This window comes from Streptomyces sp. NPDC030995, from assembly GCF_055571215.1.
Genome location: NZ_JBVIFS010000011.1, coordinates 122,060 through 139,333, shown reverse-complemented (window position 1 = coordinate 139,333; position 17,274 = coordinate 122,060). Strand labels below are relative to the sequence as shown.

15 protein-coding genes and 1 pseudogene are annotated in these 17,274 nt (G+C 72.5%); 8 read left to right on the top strand and 8 right to left on the bottom strand.

All coding sequences use genetic code 11. The features are described from left to right. Nucleotides 1-65 precede the first annotated feature (65 nt). Nucleotides 66-692, top strand: a complete 627-nt coding sequence (locus ACZ45T_RS18875) for a chaplin (RefSeq protein ID WP_468442597.1) — start codon at nucleotides 66-68, stop codon at nucleotides 690-692. Here ACZ45T_RS18875 and ACZ45T_RS18870 read toward each other — a convergent pair. Beyond that, nucleotides 685-1,341, bottom strand: coding sequence for a DUF2293 domain-containing protein (locus ACZ45T_RS18870; RefSeq protein WP_468442595.1), 657 nt, complete (start codon nucleotides 1,339-1,341; stop codon nucleotides 685-687). The genes ACZ45T_RS18875 and ACZ45T_RS18870 overlap by 8 nt on opposite strands. Nucleotides 1,342-1,480: 139 nt before the next feature. Here ACZ45T_RS18870 and ACZ45T_RS18865 point away from each other — a divergent pair, with 139 nt between their 5' ends. After that, nucleotides 1,481-1,852 carry a cupin domain-containing protein gene (locus tag ACZ45T_RS18865; protein ID WP_468442593.1) on the top strand — a complete coding sequence of 124 codons (372 nt, stop codon included), beginning with the start codon at nucleotides 1,481-1,483 and terminating at the stop codon, nucleotides 1,850-1,852. A 19-nt stretch (nucleotides 1,853-1,871) separates the two neighbouring features. Here the strand turns inward: ACZ45T_RS18865 and ACZ45T_RS18860 are convergent, their stop codons facing one another. Next, the gene (locus ACZ45T_RS18860) at nucleotides 1,872-3,317 is read right to left on the bottom strand and encodes a WGR domain-containing protein (protein WP_468442591.1); all 1,446 of its coding nucleotides are present in this window, start codon (nucleotides 3,315-3,317) and stop codon (nucleotides 1,872-1,874) included. A gap of 92 nt (nucleotides 3,318-3,409) precedes the next feature. On the opposite strand from ACZ45T_RS18860, the pseudogene ACZ45T_RS18855 reads away from it, so the two are divergent. Next, a pseudogene (locus ACZ45T_RS18855) lies at nucleotides 3,410-4,086 on the top strand (nucleoside/nucleotide kinase family protein). A gap of 183 nt (nucleotides 4,087-4,269) precedes the next feature. On the opposite strand, the gene ACZ45T_RS18850 reads toward ACZ45T_RS18855, so the two are convergent. Then, nucleotides 4,270-5,175 (bottom strand): carbohydrate kinase family protein, encoded by a 906-nt coding sequence (locus ACZ45T_RS18850; RefSeq protein WP_468442589.1) that lies wholly within the window; start codon nucleotides 5,173-5,175, stop codon nucleotides 4,270-4,272. Further along, nucleotides 5,172-6,116, bottom strand: coding sequence for a pseudouridine-5'-phosphate glycosidase (locus ACZ45T_RS18845; RefSeq protein WP_468442587.1), 945 nt, complete (start codon nucleotides 6,114-6,116; stop codon nucleotides 5,172-5,174). Before ACZ45T_RS18845 ends, ACZ45T_RS18850 begins: the two co-directional genes overlap by 4 nt. 187 nt (nucleotides 6,117-6,303) lie before the next feature. On the opposite strand from ACZ45T_RS18845, the gene ACZ45T_RS18840 reads away from it, so the two are divergent. Further along, entirely contained in the window at nucleotides 6,304-6,672 is a 369-nt protein-coding gene (locus ACZ45T_RS18840) for a cupin domain-containing protein (RefSeq protein ID WP_468442585.1), read from the top strand. Here ACZ45T_RS18840 and ACZ45T_RS18835 read toward each other — a convergent pair. The 3 genes from ACZ45T_RS18835 to ACZ45T_RS18825 form a co-directional block, all read right to left on the bottom strand. Then, nucleotides 6,662-7,966 (bottom strand): MFS transporter, encoded by a 1,305-nt coding sequence (locus ACZ45T_RS18835; RefSeq protein ID WP_468442583.1) that lies wholly within the window; start codon nucleotides 7,964-7,966, stop codon nucleotides 6,662-6,664. The two genes, ACZ45T_RS18840 and ACZ45T_RS18835, sit on opposite strands and share 11 nt — an antisense overlap. A gap of 142 nt (nucleotides 7,967-8,108) precedes the next feature. Further along, nucleotides 8,109-8,672: a methylated-DNA--[protein]-cysteine S-methyltransferase gene (locus ACZ45T_RS18830; protein WP_468442581.1), complete on the bottom strand. Its 564-nt coding sequence runs from the start codon at nucleotides 8,670-8,672 to the stop codon at nucleotides 8,109-8,111. A gap of 111 nt (nucleotides 8,673-8,783) precedes the next feature. After that, nucleotides 8,784-9,686, bottom strand: a complete 903-nt coding sequence (locus tag ACZ45T_RS18825; RefSeq protein WP_468442579.1) for a glycerophosphodiester phosphodiesterase — start codon at nucleotides 9,684-9,686, stop codon at nucleotides 8,784-8,786. Nucleotides 9,687-9,920: 234 nt separating this feature from the next. Between ACZ45T_RS18825 and uvrB the strand changes: the two genes are divergently transcribed. The 4 genes from uvrB (at nucleotide 9,921) to ACZ45T_RS18805 (ending at nucleotide 15,923) form a co-directional block, all read left to right on the top strand. Continuing rightward, nucleotides 9,921-12,074: an excinuclease ABC subunit UvrB gene (uvrB, locus tag ACZ45T_RS18820; protein ID WP_468442577.1), complete on the top strand. Its 2,154-nt coding sequence runs from the start codon at nucleotides 9,921-9,923 to the stop codon at nucleotides 12,072-12,074. 87 nt (nucleotides 12,075-12,161) lie between these two features. Beyond that, nucleotides 12,162-12,740: a TerD family protein gene (locus ACZ45T_RS18815; RefSeq protein WP_281208937.1), complete on the top strand. Its 579-nt coding sequence runs from the start codon at nucleotides 12,162-12,164 to the stop codon at nucleotides 12,738-12,740. A 43-nt stretch (nucleotides 12,741-12,783) separates the two neighbouring features. Further along, nucleotides 12,784-14,700: a TerD family protein gene (locus ACZ45T_RS18810; protein WP_468442576.1), complete on the top strand. Its 1,917-nt coding sequence runs from the start codon at nucleotides 12,784-12,786 to the stop codon at nucleotides 14,698-14,700. A gap of 239 nt (nucleotides 14,701-14,939) precedes the next feature. After that, nucleotides 14,940-15,923 (top strand): TerC family protein, encoded by a 984-nt coding sequence (locus tag ACZ45T_RS18805; protein ID WP_468442574.1) that lies wholly within the window; start codon nucleotides 14,940-14,942, stop codon nucleotides 15,921-15,923. 23 nt (nucleotides 15,924-15,946) lie between these two features. Here ACZ45T_RS18805 and ACZ45T_RS18800 read toward each other — a convergent pair whose 3' ends face one another. After that, nucleotides 15,947-17,263 (bottom strand): MFS transporter, encoded by a 1,317-nt coding sequence (locus tag ACZ45T_RS18800; RefSeq protein ID WP_468442751.1) that lies wholly within the window; start codon nucleotides 17,261-17,263, stop codon nucleotides 15,947-15,949. Nucleotides 17,264-17,274: the final 11 nt, after the last annotated feature.

Here is a 17,274-nt window from a genome sequence, read left to right as displayed (position 1 = left end):
GTCACAGTCGTCGGAGTGGCTTGGTCGCGGCCGTGGTTGCGGGAGGCGGGCTGGCGGTCGTGGGCGTGAGCGGATTCGCCTACGCCGATGCGGACGCGGGCGGTCGGGCCGAAGGATCGCCGGGGCTGTTGTCCGGGAATCTGGTGCAGCTGCCCGTGCACGTCCCGGTGAACGTGTGCGGGAACACCGTGAGCGTGGTCGGCGTCCTCAACTCCGCCGCCGGGAACCGCTGTGCCAACGAGGCACCGGGGGGTGGCGGCGGGCATCCCGGGCCGACGCCCTCGCATCCGTCGACACCCGGGGCCCGAAACGGCGCGGGGGCCCTGGCCGAGGGGCGCGGAAAGGATTCACCCGGGGTGCTCTCCGGCAACGGGCTCCAGCTTCCGGTCGACCTCCCGCTGAACATCAGCGGCAACTCCGTGAACGTGGTCGGCGTCGGCAACACCTCGCACGACAACACGTCCGTCAACGGCGAGGTGCCCACCGACGGCAAGCCCGCCCAGCCGCCCGTCACCGAGCGCCCGGCGACCCCGCCCGCGCCCGCGCCCGCGCCGCCGCGCCACACCGAGGCACTCGCCCAACCCGAGGCGCTCGCCCACACCGGCGCCGACGGCCTCGGCTACCTGCTGCCCGGCGGGGGAGCGCTCCTGCTCGGCGGGGTCGTCCTCTACCGCCGCTTCCGCGTCAACTAGACACTGTCCGCCACCCGTCCAGGATGGCGTCGATCCGGGCGGCCAGCCGGGCGCGGGCCGCGAACCGCGGTACTCCCGCCATCAGCAGGGCGTCGTACTCGGTGTCGGTGTGCCGCACGGCCGCTCGCACCGCGACCGAGACCGCCAGTTCGTCGAGGGCCCGGCCGGCCGCGGTGCGGCCCACCCGGCCACTGCCGCGCACCGAGGCGTGGGTGGCGATCGCCACGGCCCGATCGGCCGGGCACCCCGGGAACAGCCGCACTATCTCGGCGGCGAAGGCGGCCGTGAAGCGGGTGTCCTCGGCGGCGCGCCGCAGCCGGTCGCGCTCCCGGCGGCGCGCCCGCGCCTCGGAGTCCGCGAGACAGGCACGCTCCGCGCGGGCCAGGGCGGCATCCTCGACGAGGAGTCCCAGGCGCTCGTAGCGGCGGCGGCGCTTGTTGAAGCGGACGACGACGGCCGAAAGCGAACTGCCCTCACGGGAGCGGCGGGTGAGTGCGGCGTCCCCGCGCGGGAGGTAGACCAGATGCCCGAGATCCGCGCAGTCCAGGCAGCGCGGTACGCCGGACTCGCGCACGAGGTGCCGGAGCGGGCCCTGCCGGCACTCCGCGCAGTGGATCTGCTTCAGAGACTCGAACACCACCAGGCTCATACAGGTGTGATACCGCCGTAGGAGCCTCATATCACCTGGTAGGGAGCGTAGGTTGATGTTTCATCAACCCTTCCTGGATGGCGGGGCGTCCTCCTACCGTGGGGGCCTCGGACCGTGGCCGGTCCACGGAGGAGGGCACATGGGTGGGCGGCAGGCGACGACGGCACGGCCCGGCAGGGCGCGCGTCGCCACGGTCCCGCTGGGCCGGGAGATCGTCATCCCGCCGGGCGGCTGCACCGGCTGGCACTTCCACCGGGTCCGGCTGGAAGCCGTCGTCCTGGCGGGGACCCTGACCCGGGTCCTGCACGACCGCACGACCGTGGTGCATCCGACCGGGGCCACCTTCGTGGAACCCGCGGGCATCGGGCACATCCACCTGGGCCACAACCTCGGCAGCGAGCCGGTGGTGCTCTACGTGACCCCCGCGCTCCCCGAGGGGACCCCGTTCTCCATACCCACCCCGCCCCCGCCCGGGGCCACACCCGCGGTCTGCCGGGAGCACACCGCGTGACGGCCCCCGTCTCCCGGTCTCACACCAGCCGGCGTATCTCCCCGCGGACCCGGTAGAAGCCCCCGGAGGCCGCGTGCAGCCCGTCGACCACATACCGGGCGCCCGCTTCCCGTATCCCGCGCGGGAACTGCACGTTCCACGAGGGGTCGAAGTCGCCCGACACCACATGCACCCGCATGCGGCCGCCCTGCTGGACGCACTCCACCACCACACCGCCCGCCGGCGCCGCGGCCATCGAGATGGTCGCCACCGCCGAGGCCGACGCGGCCGGGGTGAACACCGGCAGCGCCGCAGCCGACTTCACGTCCATCGGCGCAGGCACCGAGCCCTGCTGGGCCGCCGCGATCGCCTGCTCGCTCGCATCCACGCAGACCAGCGAACCGTCCGTGGTGACCAGATACAGCCGCCTGTCCAGATACTGCATGGACAGCGCGGCCCCGCTCCCCGTGCCCAGCTTCCACAGCCGCCGCCCCTCGGCGTCGAAGCAGTACACCGAGGAGGCGAGGTCGCCCGCGAAGACGTGCCTGCCGTCCGGAGACGTCGCGCACGAGTACACCGCCGCGTCGCACCGGTAGGTGGCCTCCACGGCGCCGGTCGCCTTCGACAGCCGCTGTACGGTGTTGCGCCCGGTGCCGGCATACACCGCGTCCTCCTCCTGCCAGCCGAACAGCACCGAGCCGTCGGTGGCCGTGTGCCACAACTGCCGTCCCCCGTCCGGGGCGTACGCGGTGACCCCCTGGCTGTGCCCGTGGTAGATCCCGTCCGCGTCCGCCCGGACCATCCAGGCGTTGGAGCCGGCCGACCGCCGCGACCACTGGAACTCGTCCTCGTGGTCGATGACCGTCAGCCCGCCGCTGCGGTCCGACACGTTCAGCACGCCCTCGCGGATGTCGAGCCAGAAGATGTCCACATCGGCTGCGATGTCGTAGGCCCCGAAGGGAACCTTCGACGACAGGTCGTACACCGTGCCGTCGTCACAGCCCGCGTATATCCAGAACTCGTCCGCCACCAGGCACTTCACCCCGTCCGGCAGCGAATACCGGGCCAGCACCTCACCGCCGTGGCTCAGCGTGTAGACATCGCCGGCCTGGTTGCCGACCCAGCAGCGGTCCTCGTCCACATGGATCCCGAAAGCCGCCGAGCCCGTACGGAAACGCCACAGCACCGGGGCCACCGCACGCGCCGTCGACGGCGCCGAGGTCACCTGGCGGCGGGTCACCGACCGGGCGGCGCGCTGCCCCCGCACGGCCGGGGCGTACCCCTTGCGGACCTTCTCCCCGATCTTCTTCGCGGCGGCGGCCCGGGCCTTCTCGGCGGTCGGGAACGAGGAGCTCTGCAGCTGGCCGTCAGCGCCGATGCGCCCGTACCGCACGGAGACGGCCGTGCCGTCCACCGTCACCTCGTAGAACTTGTGCGCCCCGCCGCCGTCCTGAGACAGCTCCAGATACGTGGTCTCCCGAGCCATGACAAACCCCTCCCCCGAAGTCCGGACGCCGGCGCCCTTCCGCCGGTGATCCCTCGTGAAAAACGCTAAGGCCCACCACTGACAATGGGCCGGTGCAGTGGGAAGCGATCACATGGCAGCGGATGGCCGAGCGGCTCGCCGGTCACCTCGACGACCCCGACAATGCTCCTGAGCAGGGGAGTTGGCAGCGGGTGGGCATTGACGGCGCGCCCGCCGCCGAGACCGGTGTGCTCGCCGGAGAGCTCGCCGACGCGCTGCGGGCGCGGGGACGCCCGGTGCTGGTGGTGCCGGCCGAGGGGTTCCTTCGGGCGGCCTCCCTGCGCTTCGAGTTCGGCCGTCAGGACGTGGACTCGTACCTCAGCGGCTGGTACGACACGGCGGCGCTCTGGCGGGAGGTGTTCGGCCCGACGGACCCCGGCGGGAGGTGTTCGGCCCGACGGACCCCGGCGGCACCGGGCGGGTGCTGCCGGACCTCTGGGACCCGGTGGCAGACCGGGCGACCCGAAGCCCGTACGTGGAACTCCCGCCCGGCGGTGTGGTGGTCGTGCACGGCCCGCTGCTGCTGGGGCACTGGTTCCCCTTCGACCTCAGCGTCCACATCCGGCTCTCCCCGGGCGCGCTCGCCCGCCGCACCGAGGAGTCCGCGCGGTGGACCGTGCCGGCCTTCGCGCGGTACGAGGCCGACACGGATCCGGCGGCGGCCGCCGATGTGGTGGTGCGGGCCGATGATCCGCGTCACCCCGCGTGGAGCGGGCTCCGGGAGCGGTAGCCCTGCGGGCTTGCGTCGGGGGGCGGGGGCGGGTGCCGGTGCCGGTGGCGCTGCGCGGAGCCGCCGGGCTCTGCCCGGACCCGCGCCTCAAACGCCGGCGGGGCTGGATTGTGCGGCGGGGCCGAAAGATCGGGGCGGGGCTCAAGGAAGCGCCGACAGGGGTGAAGGAAACGTCGGCGGGGCTCAGGGATACGGGCGGCCGCCCAGGTGGGTTACGGCCTGTGCGGCGGCGCGGCAGCCTGTGCGGGCCGCCTCCGCCGGGGTTGCGCCCTCCAGGCGGGCCGCGAGGAAGGCGCCGGTGAAGGCGTCCCCGGCGCCCGTGGAGTCCACCGCTTCGGCCGGTTCCGCGTCGACCTCGGCGGTGATCCGGCCCCGCTCGGCGACCAGTGCCCCGGCCGCGCCCCGGGTCACCACCACCAGCGGCACCCGACGGCTCAGCTCGGCCGCCGCCCGGGCCACCCCCGTGGGCTCCGGCAGCCCGGCCAGCAGCCGGGCCTCGTCCTCGTTGGGCAGCAGTACCGCGGCCCCCGCCACCGCGTCGAGGAAGCGCTGCGGCCCCAGCGTGACCAGGAATCCGGCCGAGGCGGGGTCCACGCTCACCGGCACCCCCCGCGTCCGGGCGGCCCGCAGCGCGACCATGGCCAGCTCCCGGCTGCTGTCGGCGAAGAACAGATAACCCGACAGGTGGAGGTGGGCCGCCCCGTCCAGCAGGGACGGCGTCCAGTCGGCCGGGCACAGCCGCAGCGAGGCCCCGCTGTCCGTCAGGAAGGTCCGCTCCGCGTCCTTGGCGACCAGCGCGACCACCGTCCCCGTCGGCTCCTCCGGGTCGATCACCAGCCGGGGCCGGACCCCCGCGTCCACCAGCGCCCGTTCGTGCCAGCGCGCCGATTCGGCGCCCACCCGCGCCAGGAGGCGTACCTCCGCGGCCCCCGTACGGGCCGCCCAGCACGCCGCGTTGGCCCCGGCGCCACCGGGCAGGGTCCGGATGCGGGCGGCCGTGTCGGTGGCCGGCGCGAGCGGCTCCTGATGTATCGCGATCACGTCCGTCACCACGTCCCCGACGACGAGCAAGGCCCCCGGCGCGGTCATGCCCGCGCCGCCCAGGCCCCCGCGATCCGGGCCCCGAGCCGTACGTTGCCCCGTACCGCCGCCAGGTTCGCCTCCAGCGAGGCCCCGCCCGTGGCCCGTACCAGGAACCCCAGCAGGAAGGGAGTCACCGCCTGCCCCGTGATCCCCTGCTCGCGGCACGCGGCGAGCGCCTCGGCCAGCACGCGGTCGTGCAGTTGCGGATCCAGCTGCTCCGCCTCCGCCACCGGATTGGCCACCAGCAGCGCCGACTCCGGGCCGCCCAGGGCGTCCTGCGCGGCCATCACCGCCGCGACCTCCTCCGGCCGGTGCACGGTCCAGTCCACCGGCTCACCGGAATCGGCCAGGTAGAACCCGGGGAAACGGTCCGTTCCGTACCCGAGCACCCCCACCCCCAGCGTCTCCAGCCGTTGCAGCGTGGCCGGCACGTCGAGGATCGACTTCACCCCCGCGCACACCACCGTGACCCGCGTCCGCGCCAGCAGTGAGAGGTCCGCCGATTCGTCCTGCGTCTGCGCCCACTCCCGGTGTACGCCGCCCAGCCCGCCCGTGGCGAAGACCCGCAGGCCCGCCCGCGCGGCCAGGAAGGCCGTCGCGGACACCGTCGTGGCGCCGGTCGCCCCCGAGGCCAGCGCGGGCGCCAGATCCCGGTGGCCGAGCTTGCGCACGCCCTCGCCGCCCGCGATCCGCTCCAGCTGCGCCTTGTCCAGGCCCGCGTGCGCCACCCCGTCCACGACCGCGATCGTCGCCGGAACCGCCCCCTCCGCCCGGACCAGCTCCTCCAGTTCGAGTCCCACCGCCAGATTGCGGGGGCGGGGCAGGCCGTGGGCGAGGATCGTCGACTCCAGGGCCACCACGGGCCTGCGCCGGCCGAGTGCCTCGCGTACCTCTTCCGACAGGACCGGTCCGCCCGACAGGGATGCAGATGCTCTGTGCTGTGACATGTCCCCATCCATGGCACGAGATTCGCCCCCCCAAACGCCCACCCGCCACACCCGTCACAACCTGTCCGAGTAGCGCCCCCCGGGGACACGCCCGGAGGGCGCTGGACAGGGTGACTCGTCCGCCGGGCGGTTCCTGGACGCTCTGGTCACCGTGCCGCGCGGGCGGGCCGCACTAGGCTGGCGCGCCATGAGCACCAGTGATCACTCCGCAGCCCCCGCCTCCTTCTCCGTGTCCGTCGCGGACGTCGAACTGGAGGCCGAGGACCTCGACCCCGAGCAGATCGTCTCCGGCGACCCGGTGGTGACCGGCAAGGTGCTCTGGGAGTCGCCGGACGGCAAGCAGGTGCGCGGGATCTGGCAGATCACCCCGGGCGTGGTCACCGACATCGAGGCCAACGAGCTGTTCGTGGTGGTCAGCGGCCGCGCCACCGTCGAGGTCGAGGGCGGCGGGACCCTGGAGGTGGGCCCGGGCTCCGCCTGCGTGCTGCGGGAGGGCGACAAGACGACCTGGACCGTGCACGAGACGCTCCGCAAGGCCTACCACATCAGCTACTGACGCTGCCCTTTCCGGGCGCGGGGTGGCGGCGCGCGGTGAACAGCGCGAGCGCCGCCATCGGCAGCAGCAGCCCGGCGCCGATGGCGTTCAGCCAGCCGTAGCTCGCCTGGGACATGATCAGGCCGGCGGCCGCGCCGCCCACGCCCGCCGCCGTGTTCATCGTGAGGTCGCTCAGGCCCTGCACGGCAGCCCGCGCGGGCTGCGGTACCGAGTCGGTCAGCAGGGCCGAGCCGGACACCATCCCGGCGGACCAGCCGAGGCCGAGCAGGAACAGGCCGAGCGCGCTCTGGCCGTGGCTGGGTCCCGCCGTCCCGGCGAGCAGCGCGGCGACCGAGAGGAGACCGGCGGCCAGGCCGATCACGGTCAGCCGTCCGAGACGGTCCGCGAGCCACCCCATCAGGGGCGAGAAGGCGAACATGCCCGCGATGTGGCCGCTGATCACCAGCCCGATGAGCTCCAGGCCGGCGCCGTGGTGGCCCAGGTCCATCGGGGTCATCACCATGATCGAAACCATGGTGGTGTGTGACACGGCGACGGTGACGAGGGCGAGCCGGGCCCGGGGCGAGGCCTTGACGGCGGCGAATCCGGCGCGCAGCGAACGGCCCTCGCGGGTCTGGTCCTCGGGCGCGGCGAGCGCCCGGGCCGTCAGCAGCGGATCCGGGCGCAGGAGTACGCCCATCAGTGTGCCGGTGAGCACGAAGACGACGGCGGCCCACACGAAGGGGCCCGCCGTCTCGGGTATGGAGGTCCCGGCGAAGCTGTGGCTGGCGGGGGCGGACAGGTTGGGGCCGGCCACCGCGCCGATGGTGGACGCCCACACGACGACGGAGATCGCCCGGGCCCGGCGGTCCGGGGCCGCGAGGTCCGCGGCGGCGAACCGGGCCTGGAGGTTCGCGGAGGAGGCGGCGCCGAAGGCGGCCATGCCGAGCAGCAGCAGCGGGAAGTTCTTGACCGTGGCGGCGAGGACGACGAGGCCCGCGCCGACGGCGCCGATCCCGTAGCCCAGGACCAGCCCGGGGCGGCGGCCGCGCGCGGTCATCAGGGCGGCGAGCGGCAGCGAGACCAGGGCGGTGCCGATCACCGCGGCGGTGGAGGCGAAGCCGGACAGGGCCTCGGTGCCGCTGACCTGGGTGGCGAGTACGGGGGCCAGGGCGATGCTGATGGGCACGCCGAGGCCGCCGAGGATCTGGCCGGCGATGAGGACCCGGGTGGTCCGCCGCTGGAGCCGGGCCCGTTCCGCTTCCGTGGGGGCGAGCGGCGGAGCCGGCCGCTTCGTACCGGGTGAGGTGGTCACGCCGGACACCCCCGTCGAGGCTGCGGGGCGCGGGACGAGGTCACGCCGGGTGCGGCGGCAGAAGTAGTCACCGCGGCAGTGTGACACCCCTTACCGCCCGGCGGAACCGGGGAGGACGGGCGCCGCTGCGGCCGGCGGCCGATCAGAACAACGGCTGCGGGAGCACGCCCTCCAGCGCGAGCAGCAGTCGCTTGGTCTCCACCCCGCCGCCGAAACCCCCGATGCCCCCGTCGTTCTCCACGACCCGGTGGCAGGCCACCACCAGCGGCAGCGGATTCGAGCCCATGGCGTTGCCCACGGCCTGCGCGGCGCCCGGCTGTCCGGCGCGGACGGCCAGCTCCCCGTACCCCACGACCGATCCGTAGGGCACGGAACGGTCCAGCTCCTGGAGCACCTGCCGGTTGAAACCGGAGCTGAGGCGCCAGTCCAGCGGCAGGTCGAAGCGCCGCAGCGCCCCCGCGAAGTACGCGGAGAGCTGCCGTATCGGCTCGGCCAGCAGCACTTCCTCGCCCTGCGCGGGCCGCCGGGCGCCGGCGCCGAGCCGGGAGACGAGCGCGCCGATCATCGCGTCGACCCGGTCCGGCCCGGCATGGAACTCGACCCGGACCAGACCCTCCGGGGTCGCGGCCAGGAGCAGGGGCCCGATGTCGCTGGCGACGACGGTCCATTCGAGGTGCGGCCCGCGGGGCCGCTCGGTGCTGTCCACGCGTCCACGGTACGGCGGACCACTGACAGCGCTGACAGCGCCGGCAGCACTGACAGCACCGGCAGTGCTGACGACACCGACAGCACTGCCGCACCGGCCCCGGCCCCCGGCTCAGAACCAGCCGACCGCCTCCCGGACCACGTCCGGGGCATTGGTGATGATCCCGTCCACGCCCATGTCCTGGACCTTCCGCGCGGTCGCCGCGTCGTCCACGATCCAGGTGTCCACCTCCATGGCCTTGCCGTGGGCGCCGAGCAGGCCGTGCACCGCCGCGACCCAGTCGGCCGAGATCGTGGTGTGCCAGGGATTGATCCGGTCGGTGAACTCCGCGTACCGCGGCAGGTCCGCCACGGGCGGGGTGCCCAGGAAGGCCGTCACCAGGTCCGGGCGCAGCCGGTGCACGATGCGTACGCAGTCGGCGCTGAAGCTCTGCACGACCAGCCGCTGCGTGACGTGCCGCTCGTCGAGCCAGCCGGCCTCGTCGAGCAGATTCAGGGTCTGCTCCTCGATCCCGGGGTAGAGCTCCGGCTTCTTGATCTCCAGGAGCAGCCGCTGCTGATTGCGCTGCACCCGGTCCATGTACTGCCTCAGGGTGGGCACCCGGGCGCCCGCGTACTCCTCGTCGAACCAGCTGCCCGCGTCCAGCCGGGCGATCTCGGCCGCCGTGAAGTCCTTGACCTTCCAGGGGGAGCGGCCCGGGAAGACCTGCTCGACGTCCGTGGTCCGGGCCAGGGTGTCGTCGTGGATCACCACGAGCACGCCGTCCTTGGTCCGCTGCACGTCGTTCTCGACCCAGGCGAAGCCCAGCCGCATCGCCAGGTCGATCGCGGCGAGGGTGTTCTCCGGGGCGTACGCCGAAGCCCCCCGGTGGGCGTACACGACGGGGCCCCCCAGCCCCGCGCGGTCGGTGGGGGATCCGGGACCGGTGGCGGCGTACGAGGCCGTCCCGCCCAGCAGGGTGAGTGTGAAGCCCAGGAATGCGGCGGCGGCCGCGGCGGCGGGTCGGACGTACATGTGCGTTCTCCTCGGGTCGTGAGCCCTGTTCCTGCGTCAGGCGGACGCGGAGCGGCAGACGTTGTGGCGATGCACTTCACCGCGATCATGGGGTTGAAGATCACCCGACCGCCACCGAACTACGACAAACGGACCAGAACGAATGACTACCGGCTGGGCGTGGCGGGGCCGTCGGAGCGCGCCGCGGACCCGTGCGGATGCGTGAGTGTCAGTGGGGGGTCGTACGGTTGACTCATGCGGCCCGTATCGAAGATCGAACGCACGGTGGCGCCTTTCGAGGTCGTCAGTTCCTACCAGCCCAGCGGCGACCAGCCGACGGCCATCGCCGAGCTGGAGAAGCGCATCCGTGCAGGTGAGAAGGACGTCGTGCTCTTGGGTGCGACCGGCACCGGCAAGTCGGCGACCACCGCCTGGATGATCGAGAAGCTCCAGCGCCCCACGTTGGTGATGGCGCCGAACAAGACGCTCGCCGCCCAGCTGGCGAACGAGTTCCGCGAGCTCCTGCCGAACAACGCCGTCGAATACTTCGTCTCGTACTACGACTACTACCAGCCCGAGGCGTACGTACCGCAGTCGGACACCTACATCGAGAAGGACTCCTCGATCAACGAGGAGGTGGAGCGGCTGCGCCACTCCGCGACCAACTCGCTGCTGACCCGGCGGGACGTGATCGTCGTCGCCTCCGTGTCCTGCATCTACGGCCTCGGCACCCCGCAGGAGTACGTGGACCGGATGGTCTCCCTCAAGGTCGGCGAGGAGATCGACCGGGACCAGCTGCTGCGCCGCTTCGTCGACATCCAGTACACGCGCAACGACGTGGCCTTCACCCGCGGCACCTTCCGGGTGCGCGGCGACACCATCGAGATCTTCCCGGTCTACGAGGAACTGGCCGTCCGCATCGAGATGTTCGGCGACGAGATCGAGGCCCTCTCCACCCTGCACCCGCTGACCGGCGAGGTCATCAGCGAGGACCGCGAGCTGTACGTCTTCCCCGCCAGCCACTACGTCGCCGGCCCCGAGCGCATGGAGAAGGCGATCGCCGGCATCGAGGCCGAGCTGACCGAGCGCCTCGCCGAGCTGGAGAAGCAGGGCAAGATGCTGGAGGCGCAGCGGCTGCGCATGCGCACCACGTACGACCTGGAGATGATGCGGCAGATCGGGTCCTGCTCCGGCATCGAGAACTACTCGCTGCACATGGACGACCGCGAGCGCGGCTCCGCGCCCAACACCCTCATCGACTACTTCCCCGAGGACTTCCTCCTCGTCATCGACGAGTCGCACGTCACCGTGCCGCAGATCGGCGCCATGTACGAGGGCGACGCCTCGCGCAAGCGGACCCTGGTCGACCACGGATTCCGGCTGCCGTCCGCGCTCGACAACCGGCCGCTGAAGTGGGAGGAGTTCCAGAAGCGCATCGGCCAGACCGTCTACCTGTCGGCGACCCCCGGCAAGTACGAGCTCTCGCGCGGCGACGGCTTCGTCGAGCAGATCATCCGCCCCACCGGCCTCATCGACCCCGAGGTCGTGGTCAAGCCCACCGAGGGCCAGATCGACGACCTGGTGCACGAGATCCGAGAGCGGGTGGAGAAGGACGAGCGGGTCCTGGTCACCACCCTCACCAAGAAGATGGCCGAGGACCTCACCGACTACTTCCTGGAGCTCGGCATCCAGGTCCGCTACCTGCACAGCGACGTGGACACCCTGCGCCGCATCGAGCTGCTGCGCGAGCTGCGCTCCGGTGAGTACGACGTCCTCGTCGGCATCAACCTGCTGCGCGAGGGCCTCGACCTGCCCGAGGTGTCGCTGGTGGCGATCCTCGATGCCGACAAGCAGGGCTTCCTGCGCTCCGGGACCTCCCTCATCCAGACCATCGGCCGCGCGGCGCGCAACGTGTCGGGCCAGGTCCACATGTACGCGGACAGCATCACCCCGGCGATGGCGCAGGCGATCGACGAGACCAATCGCCGCCGTGAGAAGCAGGTCGCCTACAACACGGCCAACGGGATCGACCCGCAGCCGCTGCGCAAGAAGATCAACGACATCGTCGCCACCATCGCCCGCGAGGAGCTCGACACCGAGGAGCTCCTCGGCACCGGCTACCGGCAGACGAAGGACGGCAAGGCCCTCAAGGCGCCGGTGCCCGCGCTCGGCGGCAAGGCCGGCCAGGCGAAGGCGGGCAAGGCGGCGAAGGGTGCCAAGGGCGCCAAGGCGGCCGAGGTGCTCACCGACCGGCCCGCGGCCGAACTGGCCGCGCTCATCGAGCAGATGACCGAGCGCATGCGCGGGGCGGCCGCGGAGCTGCAGTTCGAGGTCGCGGCCCGGATCCGGGACGAGGTGGGCGAGCTGAAGAAGGAGTTGCGGCAGATGAAGGAAGCGGGCCTCGCCTGAGTCCGGGCCTGTCAGTAGGGTTGGGTCATGGCCGCAGGTGTACCCTGCGCGCTGATCATCGGGGTGGGCAATGGAGAGGGGACACGCGTGACGGTCAACATGACCAAGGGGCAGGCCATCAGTCTGCAGAAGGCGGACGGGGGCACGCTGACCGCGGTCCGCATGGGCCTCGGCTGGCAGGCCGCCAAGCGTCGCGGACTGTTCGGTTCGCGGACGCGGGAGATCGACCTCGACGCGTCGGCGGTGCTCTTCGCCGACAAGCAGCCGGTGGACGTCGTCTTCTTCCGGCACCTGCAGAGCGACGACGGCTCGGTGCGCCACACGGGTGACAACCTCGTCGGCGGCGTCGGCCAGGGCGGGGACGACGAGGCGATCCTCGTCGACCTCCAGCGCGTGCCGGTGCACATCGACCAGATCGTCTTCACGGTGAACTCCTTCACCGGCCAGACGTTCCAGGAGGTGCAGAACGCGTTCTGCCGCATCGTCGACGAGACCAACGGCCAGGAGCTGGCCCGCTACACCCTCGACGGCGGCGGTCAGTACACCGCGCAGATCATGGCGAAGGTGTCCCGCGCGGGCACCGGCTGGCAGATGACGGCCCTCGGAAACCCGGCCAACGGCCGCACGTTCCAGGACCTGATGCCGGCGATCCTGCCGCACCTGTAGCAGTACCGGACAAGAGAAGAACGCACGGGGGAGGGGCTGCACGATGACGGCCGAACTGGTCCGGGGGCAGAACCACCCCGTGTCCCGGAGCCGGGTGGAGATCAGGGTCTCGGCGGGCACACCCGTGCTCGCCCTGGCCTCGCTCGCCGACGAACAGGGCCGGTTCTCCGGCGACGGGATACTGGCCCACCCGGGCGCCGGCTCCCTCCCCGGAGTCCAGGCTCCGGGGGAGCTCGCCGAACGGCACACCCTCGCCGTGGACCTCGACGCCGTCGCGGCGGACGTCCACCGGCTCGGCGTGCTGCTCGTCCTGCCGCCCGGCGGCCCGGTGCGCTTCGGCGCGGTCCCGGCCTCCTACGTGGCCGTGGCCGACCCGGAGGGCGCCGAGATCGCCGGGTACACCCTGACCGGGCTGGACGCCGAGACCGCCGTGATCGCCCTGGAGCTGTACCGGCGCCAGGGCGCCTGGAAGGTCCGGGCCGTGGGCCAGGGCTACGCCGACGGCCTCGGCGCGCTGCTGACCGACGGCGGACTGCCCGCACCGGAGGCCGCCGCACTGGCCGCCGCCGCGCTGCGCACGACCTCGCGGGCCGGTGACCCGGTCCCCGTCTCCGGGGTCCCGTACGCGGGCACCCCCGGCCCCTCGCCCGCGCCCGGCCCCGTGCCCGGAGGCGAAGGCCCGGCTTCCGGCGGCGACGGCGCCGCCCCCACGTCCACCACCGGCCCCGCCACCCTCAGCTACGTGCACCCGCGGCGCCGCCGCACCAGCGCCGAGCCGCCCGAGCCCGCGCCGCGGGCCGCCCCGGCCCCGCAGCCCGGCCAGCACCCGGCCCCCGTCGCCGGCGACGCCAGCGGCTGGTCCATGGAGGAGCGGCTCTACAACCAGGTGTGGGGCATGTTCGAGGACCTGGCCCGCTCGGTCGCCGCCTACCGCAGCGCCGTCGACTTCGCCGACTCCCGCATGGACCGCGAGCTCGACGAGGTGCTGTCCGACCCGCGCCACCGGCTCGGCGGCTCCGGCAACGCCGCCCGCGACACCGCCCGGGCCCGCCGCGACGAGCTCGTCGCCCAGGCCCAGGCCGTGCTCGACCGGGACCTCCTCCAGCTGACCGCCGAGTGCGAGGTGGTCGAGCCCGCGCTGCCGGCCTCGTACGCACGCTGGGACAACCCCGTCTGGCACGGCCACCGGATCCCCGAGGAGAGCCCGCTGGCCCTGCGCCTGGGGGACCTGCACCTGCCCGAGCGGCCCGATCTGCGCATCCCCATGCTGGTCCGGGTCCCGCTGGAGCGCGGACTGTGGATCGACAACGGCCGCACCGGTTCCGAGGCCGCGATGGCCATGGACACCGACCGGCTGCGCCGGGCCGCCATGGACATGGCCGTGGCGTACGCGGTGCGACTGCTCGCGGTCCATCCCGGCGACCGGTTCTCCGTGCACGTCATCGACCCGGCCGGGGCCGGGTCCGCCTCCCTGGCGCCGCTCGTGCGGGCCGGGGTGCTGGCCGGGCCGCCCGCCGCCGGAGCCGCGGGGGTCACCGAGACCCTGGCGCGGCTGACCCGGCGCGTGGACCTCGTACAGATGGCGGTGCGGGCCGGGGCTCCCGAGGACCTTCCGCCGGACGTGGACACGGCCGAGCAGTTGCTGATCGTGCACGACTTCCCGCACGGCTTCGACGACCGCGCCGTCACCCAGCTGCGCTACCTCGCCGACGAGGGCTCGGCGGTCGGCGTGCACCTGCTGATGGTCGCCGACCGTGACGAGGCCTCGGCCTACGGGCCGCTGCTCGACCCGCTGTGGCGCTCGCTGATGCGCCTCTCGCCCGTGCCGGACGGCTACCTCGCCGACCCCTGGGTGCACCACGCCTGGACCTTCGAGCCGAACCTGCCCCCGCAGGGCAGCAGGGTCCTCGAACAGGCACTGGACCGGGTGGCGGAGGCCCGTCGCACTACCCGGCCGTGACCATCTCTTGAGAATCTCTTTACCTTGACTGTCCCTGACGGGTAAGCTGTGGAGCGCGGAGGGGAGTATTCCTGCTTTCCTGCTACGGCGTGCCCGTCAATACGGACCACCTCGCTTACACGAGCGCGGTCGTGTCCCGGGGCGCCGGCCCACGGCCTCCAGGCCGCCCGGGTGGAAGAGACCTCCGGCAGCGATGACGCTGACGAAGTGCTGAGCCATCCGCCGGAGGCGTGTTCACCATGGAAGTTTCCTGGACCCTTTGGGTGCTGACCATTCTCGGTCTGTCCCTCCTCATCGGTGCCGATTTCTTCATCGGCCGCAAACCGCACGACGTTTCGATCAAGGAAGCGGGCACCTGGACGGTCGTCTGGATCGTCCTCGCCGGACTCTTCGGCCTCGGCCTGTGGTTCTTCGGCAACGGTCAGGCCTCCCAGGAGTTCTTCGCGGGCTTCATCACCGAGAAGTCCCTGAGCGTGGACAACCTCTTCGTCTTCGTCCTGATCATGGCGAAGTTCGCGGTGCCCTCCCAGCTCCAGCAGCGGGTGCTGCTCGTGGGCGTGCTGATCGCCCTGGTGTTGCGCGCGATCTTCATCGCGGCCGGCGCCGCGATCATCGCCAGCTTCTCGTGGGTCTTCTACATCTTCGGCGCGTTCCTGATCTACACGGCGTGGAAGCTGATCCAGGAGGCCCGCAAGGACGAGGAGGAAGAGGAGTTCGAGGAGAACCGCCTCCTCAAGTCCGTCGAGAAGAAGTTCGGCGTCGCCGACAAGTACCACGGCACCAAGCTCTTCATCCAGAACAACGGCAAGCGCGTGCTGACCCCGCTGATGGTCGTCATGCTCGCCATCGGCACCACCGACGTGCTGTTCGCACTGGACTCGATCCCCGCGATCTTCGGCCTCACCCAGGACCCGTACATCGTCTTCACGGCCAACGCCTTCGCCCTGATGGGGCTGCGCCAGCTGTACTTCCTCATCGGCGGACTGCTGAAGAAGCTGGTCCACCTCAGCTACGGCCTGTCGGTCATCCTCGGCTTCATCGGCGTCAAGCTGGTGCTGCACGCCCTGCACGAGAACGGGGTGCACGTCCCGGTGATCTCGATCCCGGTCTCCCTGGGCGTCATCTGCGGTGTCCTGGTCATCACCACGATCACCAGCCTGATGGCCTCCAAGAAGCAGGCGGCGGCCGAGGCCGCCGCCCGCCCCGAGAGCATCGACGCCTGAGGCGGAGCGATGGCTCTGCGGAGCTACGCGGGGGCGGCCGCATCGGCCGTCCCCGTTTCCGTACCCTTCGCCGCGCCCGCCCGCGCCCGTACGACCATCGGATTGGTCTCCGGCAGCAACGCGAAGCAGCCCAGGCTGAGCAGGGCGACCGCCGTCAGGTACACCGCGACGCCCCACGGCGGACCGGAGCCGTCCGCCAGCGCCGTCGCCACGATCGGGGTCAGCGCCCCGCCCAGTACGCCGCCCAGGTTGTAGCCGACGGCCGCGCCCGTGCAGCGGATCCGCGGCGCGTACAGCTCCGGCAGGTACGCGCCCACCACCGCGAACATCGTCACCATGCCCAGCAGCGCCCCGAGGAAGCCCAGCGTCATCAACAGCGGGTCGGCCGTACGCAACAGGGCCACCAGCGGGAACATCCACAGGGCGCAGGCCGTGCACCCGGCCAGGCACAGCGGCCGCCGCCCGTAGCGGTCGCCGAGCACCGCCACCAGCGGGGTGACCAGGCCCTTGATCGCGACCGCGATCATGATGCAGGCGAGCATCACCGTGCGGCTCACCCCGAGGTGCTCGGTGGCGTACGCGAGGGACCACGTGGTCACCGCGTAGAAGACGGCGTAGCCCACGGCGAGTGCCCCGCCGGTCAGCAGGAGCAGCCGCCAGTGCCCGCGGAGCACCTCGGCCAGCGGGGCCTCGGCCCGCCGCCCTGTTTCGGCCAGTGCCTTGAACTGCGGGGTCTCCTCCACCGAGCGGCGCAGCCACAGCCCGGCCAGCGCCAGCAACCCGGCCGCCCAGAACGGCACCCGCCACCCCCAGGACGTGAACTGGGCGTCGGTCAGCGAAGCGGACAGCGCCAGCATCAAGCCGTTGGCCAGCAGGAAGCCCACCGCCGGGCCGATCTGCGGGAAGCTCGACCACAGTCCGCGCCGCCGCTCGGGGGCGTGCTCGGCGGTCAGCAGCACCGCGCCGCCCCACTCGCCGCCGAGCCCGAGGCCTTGGAGGAAGCGCAGCAGGAGCAGCAGTACGGGCGCGGCCGCGCCGATCGAGCCGTACGTCGGCACGCAGCCGACGGCGACCGTGGCGAGGCCGGTGAGCAGCAGGGAGCCGAGCAGGACCGGGCGGCGGCCGTAGCGGTCGCCGATGTGGCCGAAGACCGCGGAACCCAGCGGGCGGGCGAGGAAGCCGACGCCGAAGGTGCCGAAGGCGGCGAGGGTCCCGGCGAGCGGGGAGAAGGAGGGGAAGAAGAGCGGGCCGAGCACGAGGGCGGCGGCCGTTCCGTACACGAAGAAGTCGTAGAAGTCGATGGCGGTACCGGCGAGCGAGGCGGAGGCCAGCCGCAGCATTCCGGGACGGC

What these genes read in the sequence shown, in the direction of transcription:
- ACZ45T_RS18870 (WP_468442595.1), bottom strand. Translation starts at nt 1,341, where the DNA reads ATGAGCCTGGTGGTGTTCGAGTCTCTGAAGCAGATCCACTGCGCGGAG.
- ACZ45T_RS18865 (WP_468442593.1), top strand. Translation starts at nt 1,481, where the DNA reads ATGGGTGGGCGGCAGGCGACGACGGCACGGCCCGGCAGGGCGCGCGTC.
- ACZ45T_RS18825 (WP_468442579.1), bottom strand. Translation starts at nt 9,686, where the DNA reads ATGTACGTCCGACCCGCCGCCGCGGCCGCCGCCGCATTCCTGGGCTTC.
- ACZ45T_RS18805 (WP_468442574.1), top strand. Translation starts at nt 14,940, where the DNA reads ATGGAAGTTTCCTGGACCCTTTGGGTGCTGACCATTCTCGGTCTGTCC.
- ACZ45T_RS18810 (WP_468442576.1), top strand. Translation starts at nt 12,784, where the DNA reads ATGACGGCCGAACTGGTCCGGGGGCAGAACCACCCCGTGTCCCGGAGC.
- ACZ45T_RS18840 (WP_468442585.1), top strand. Translation starts at nt 6,304, where the DNA reads ATGAGCACCAGTGATCACTCCGCAGCCCCCGCCTCCTTCTCCGTGTCC.
- uvrB (WP_468442577.1), top strand. Translation starts at nt 9,921, where the DNA reads ATGCGGCCCGTATCGAAGATCGAACGCACGGTGGCGCCTTTCGAGGTC.
- ACZ45T_RS18800 (WP_468442751.1), bottom strand. Translation starts at nt 17,263, where the DNA reads ATGCTGCGGCTGGCCTCCGCCTCGCTCGCCGGTACCGCCATCGACTTC.
- ACZ45T_RS18845 (WP_468442587.1), bottom strand. Translation starts at nt 6,116, where the DNA reads ATGTCACAGCACAGAGCATCTGCATCCCTGTCGGGCGGACCGGTCCTG.
- ACZ45T_RS18850 (WP_468442589.1), bottom strand. Translation starts at nt 5,175, where the DNA reads ATGACCGCGCCGGGGGCCTTGCTCGTCGTCGGGGACGTGGTGACGGAC.
- ACZ45T_RS18860 (WP_468442591.1), bottom strand. Translation starts at nt 3,317, where the DNA reads ATGGCTCGGGAGACCACGTATCTGGAGCTGTCTCAGGACGGCGGCGGG.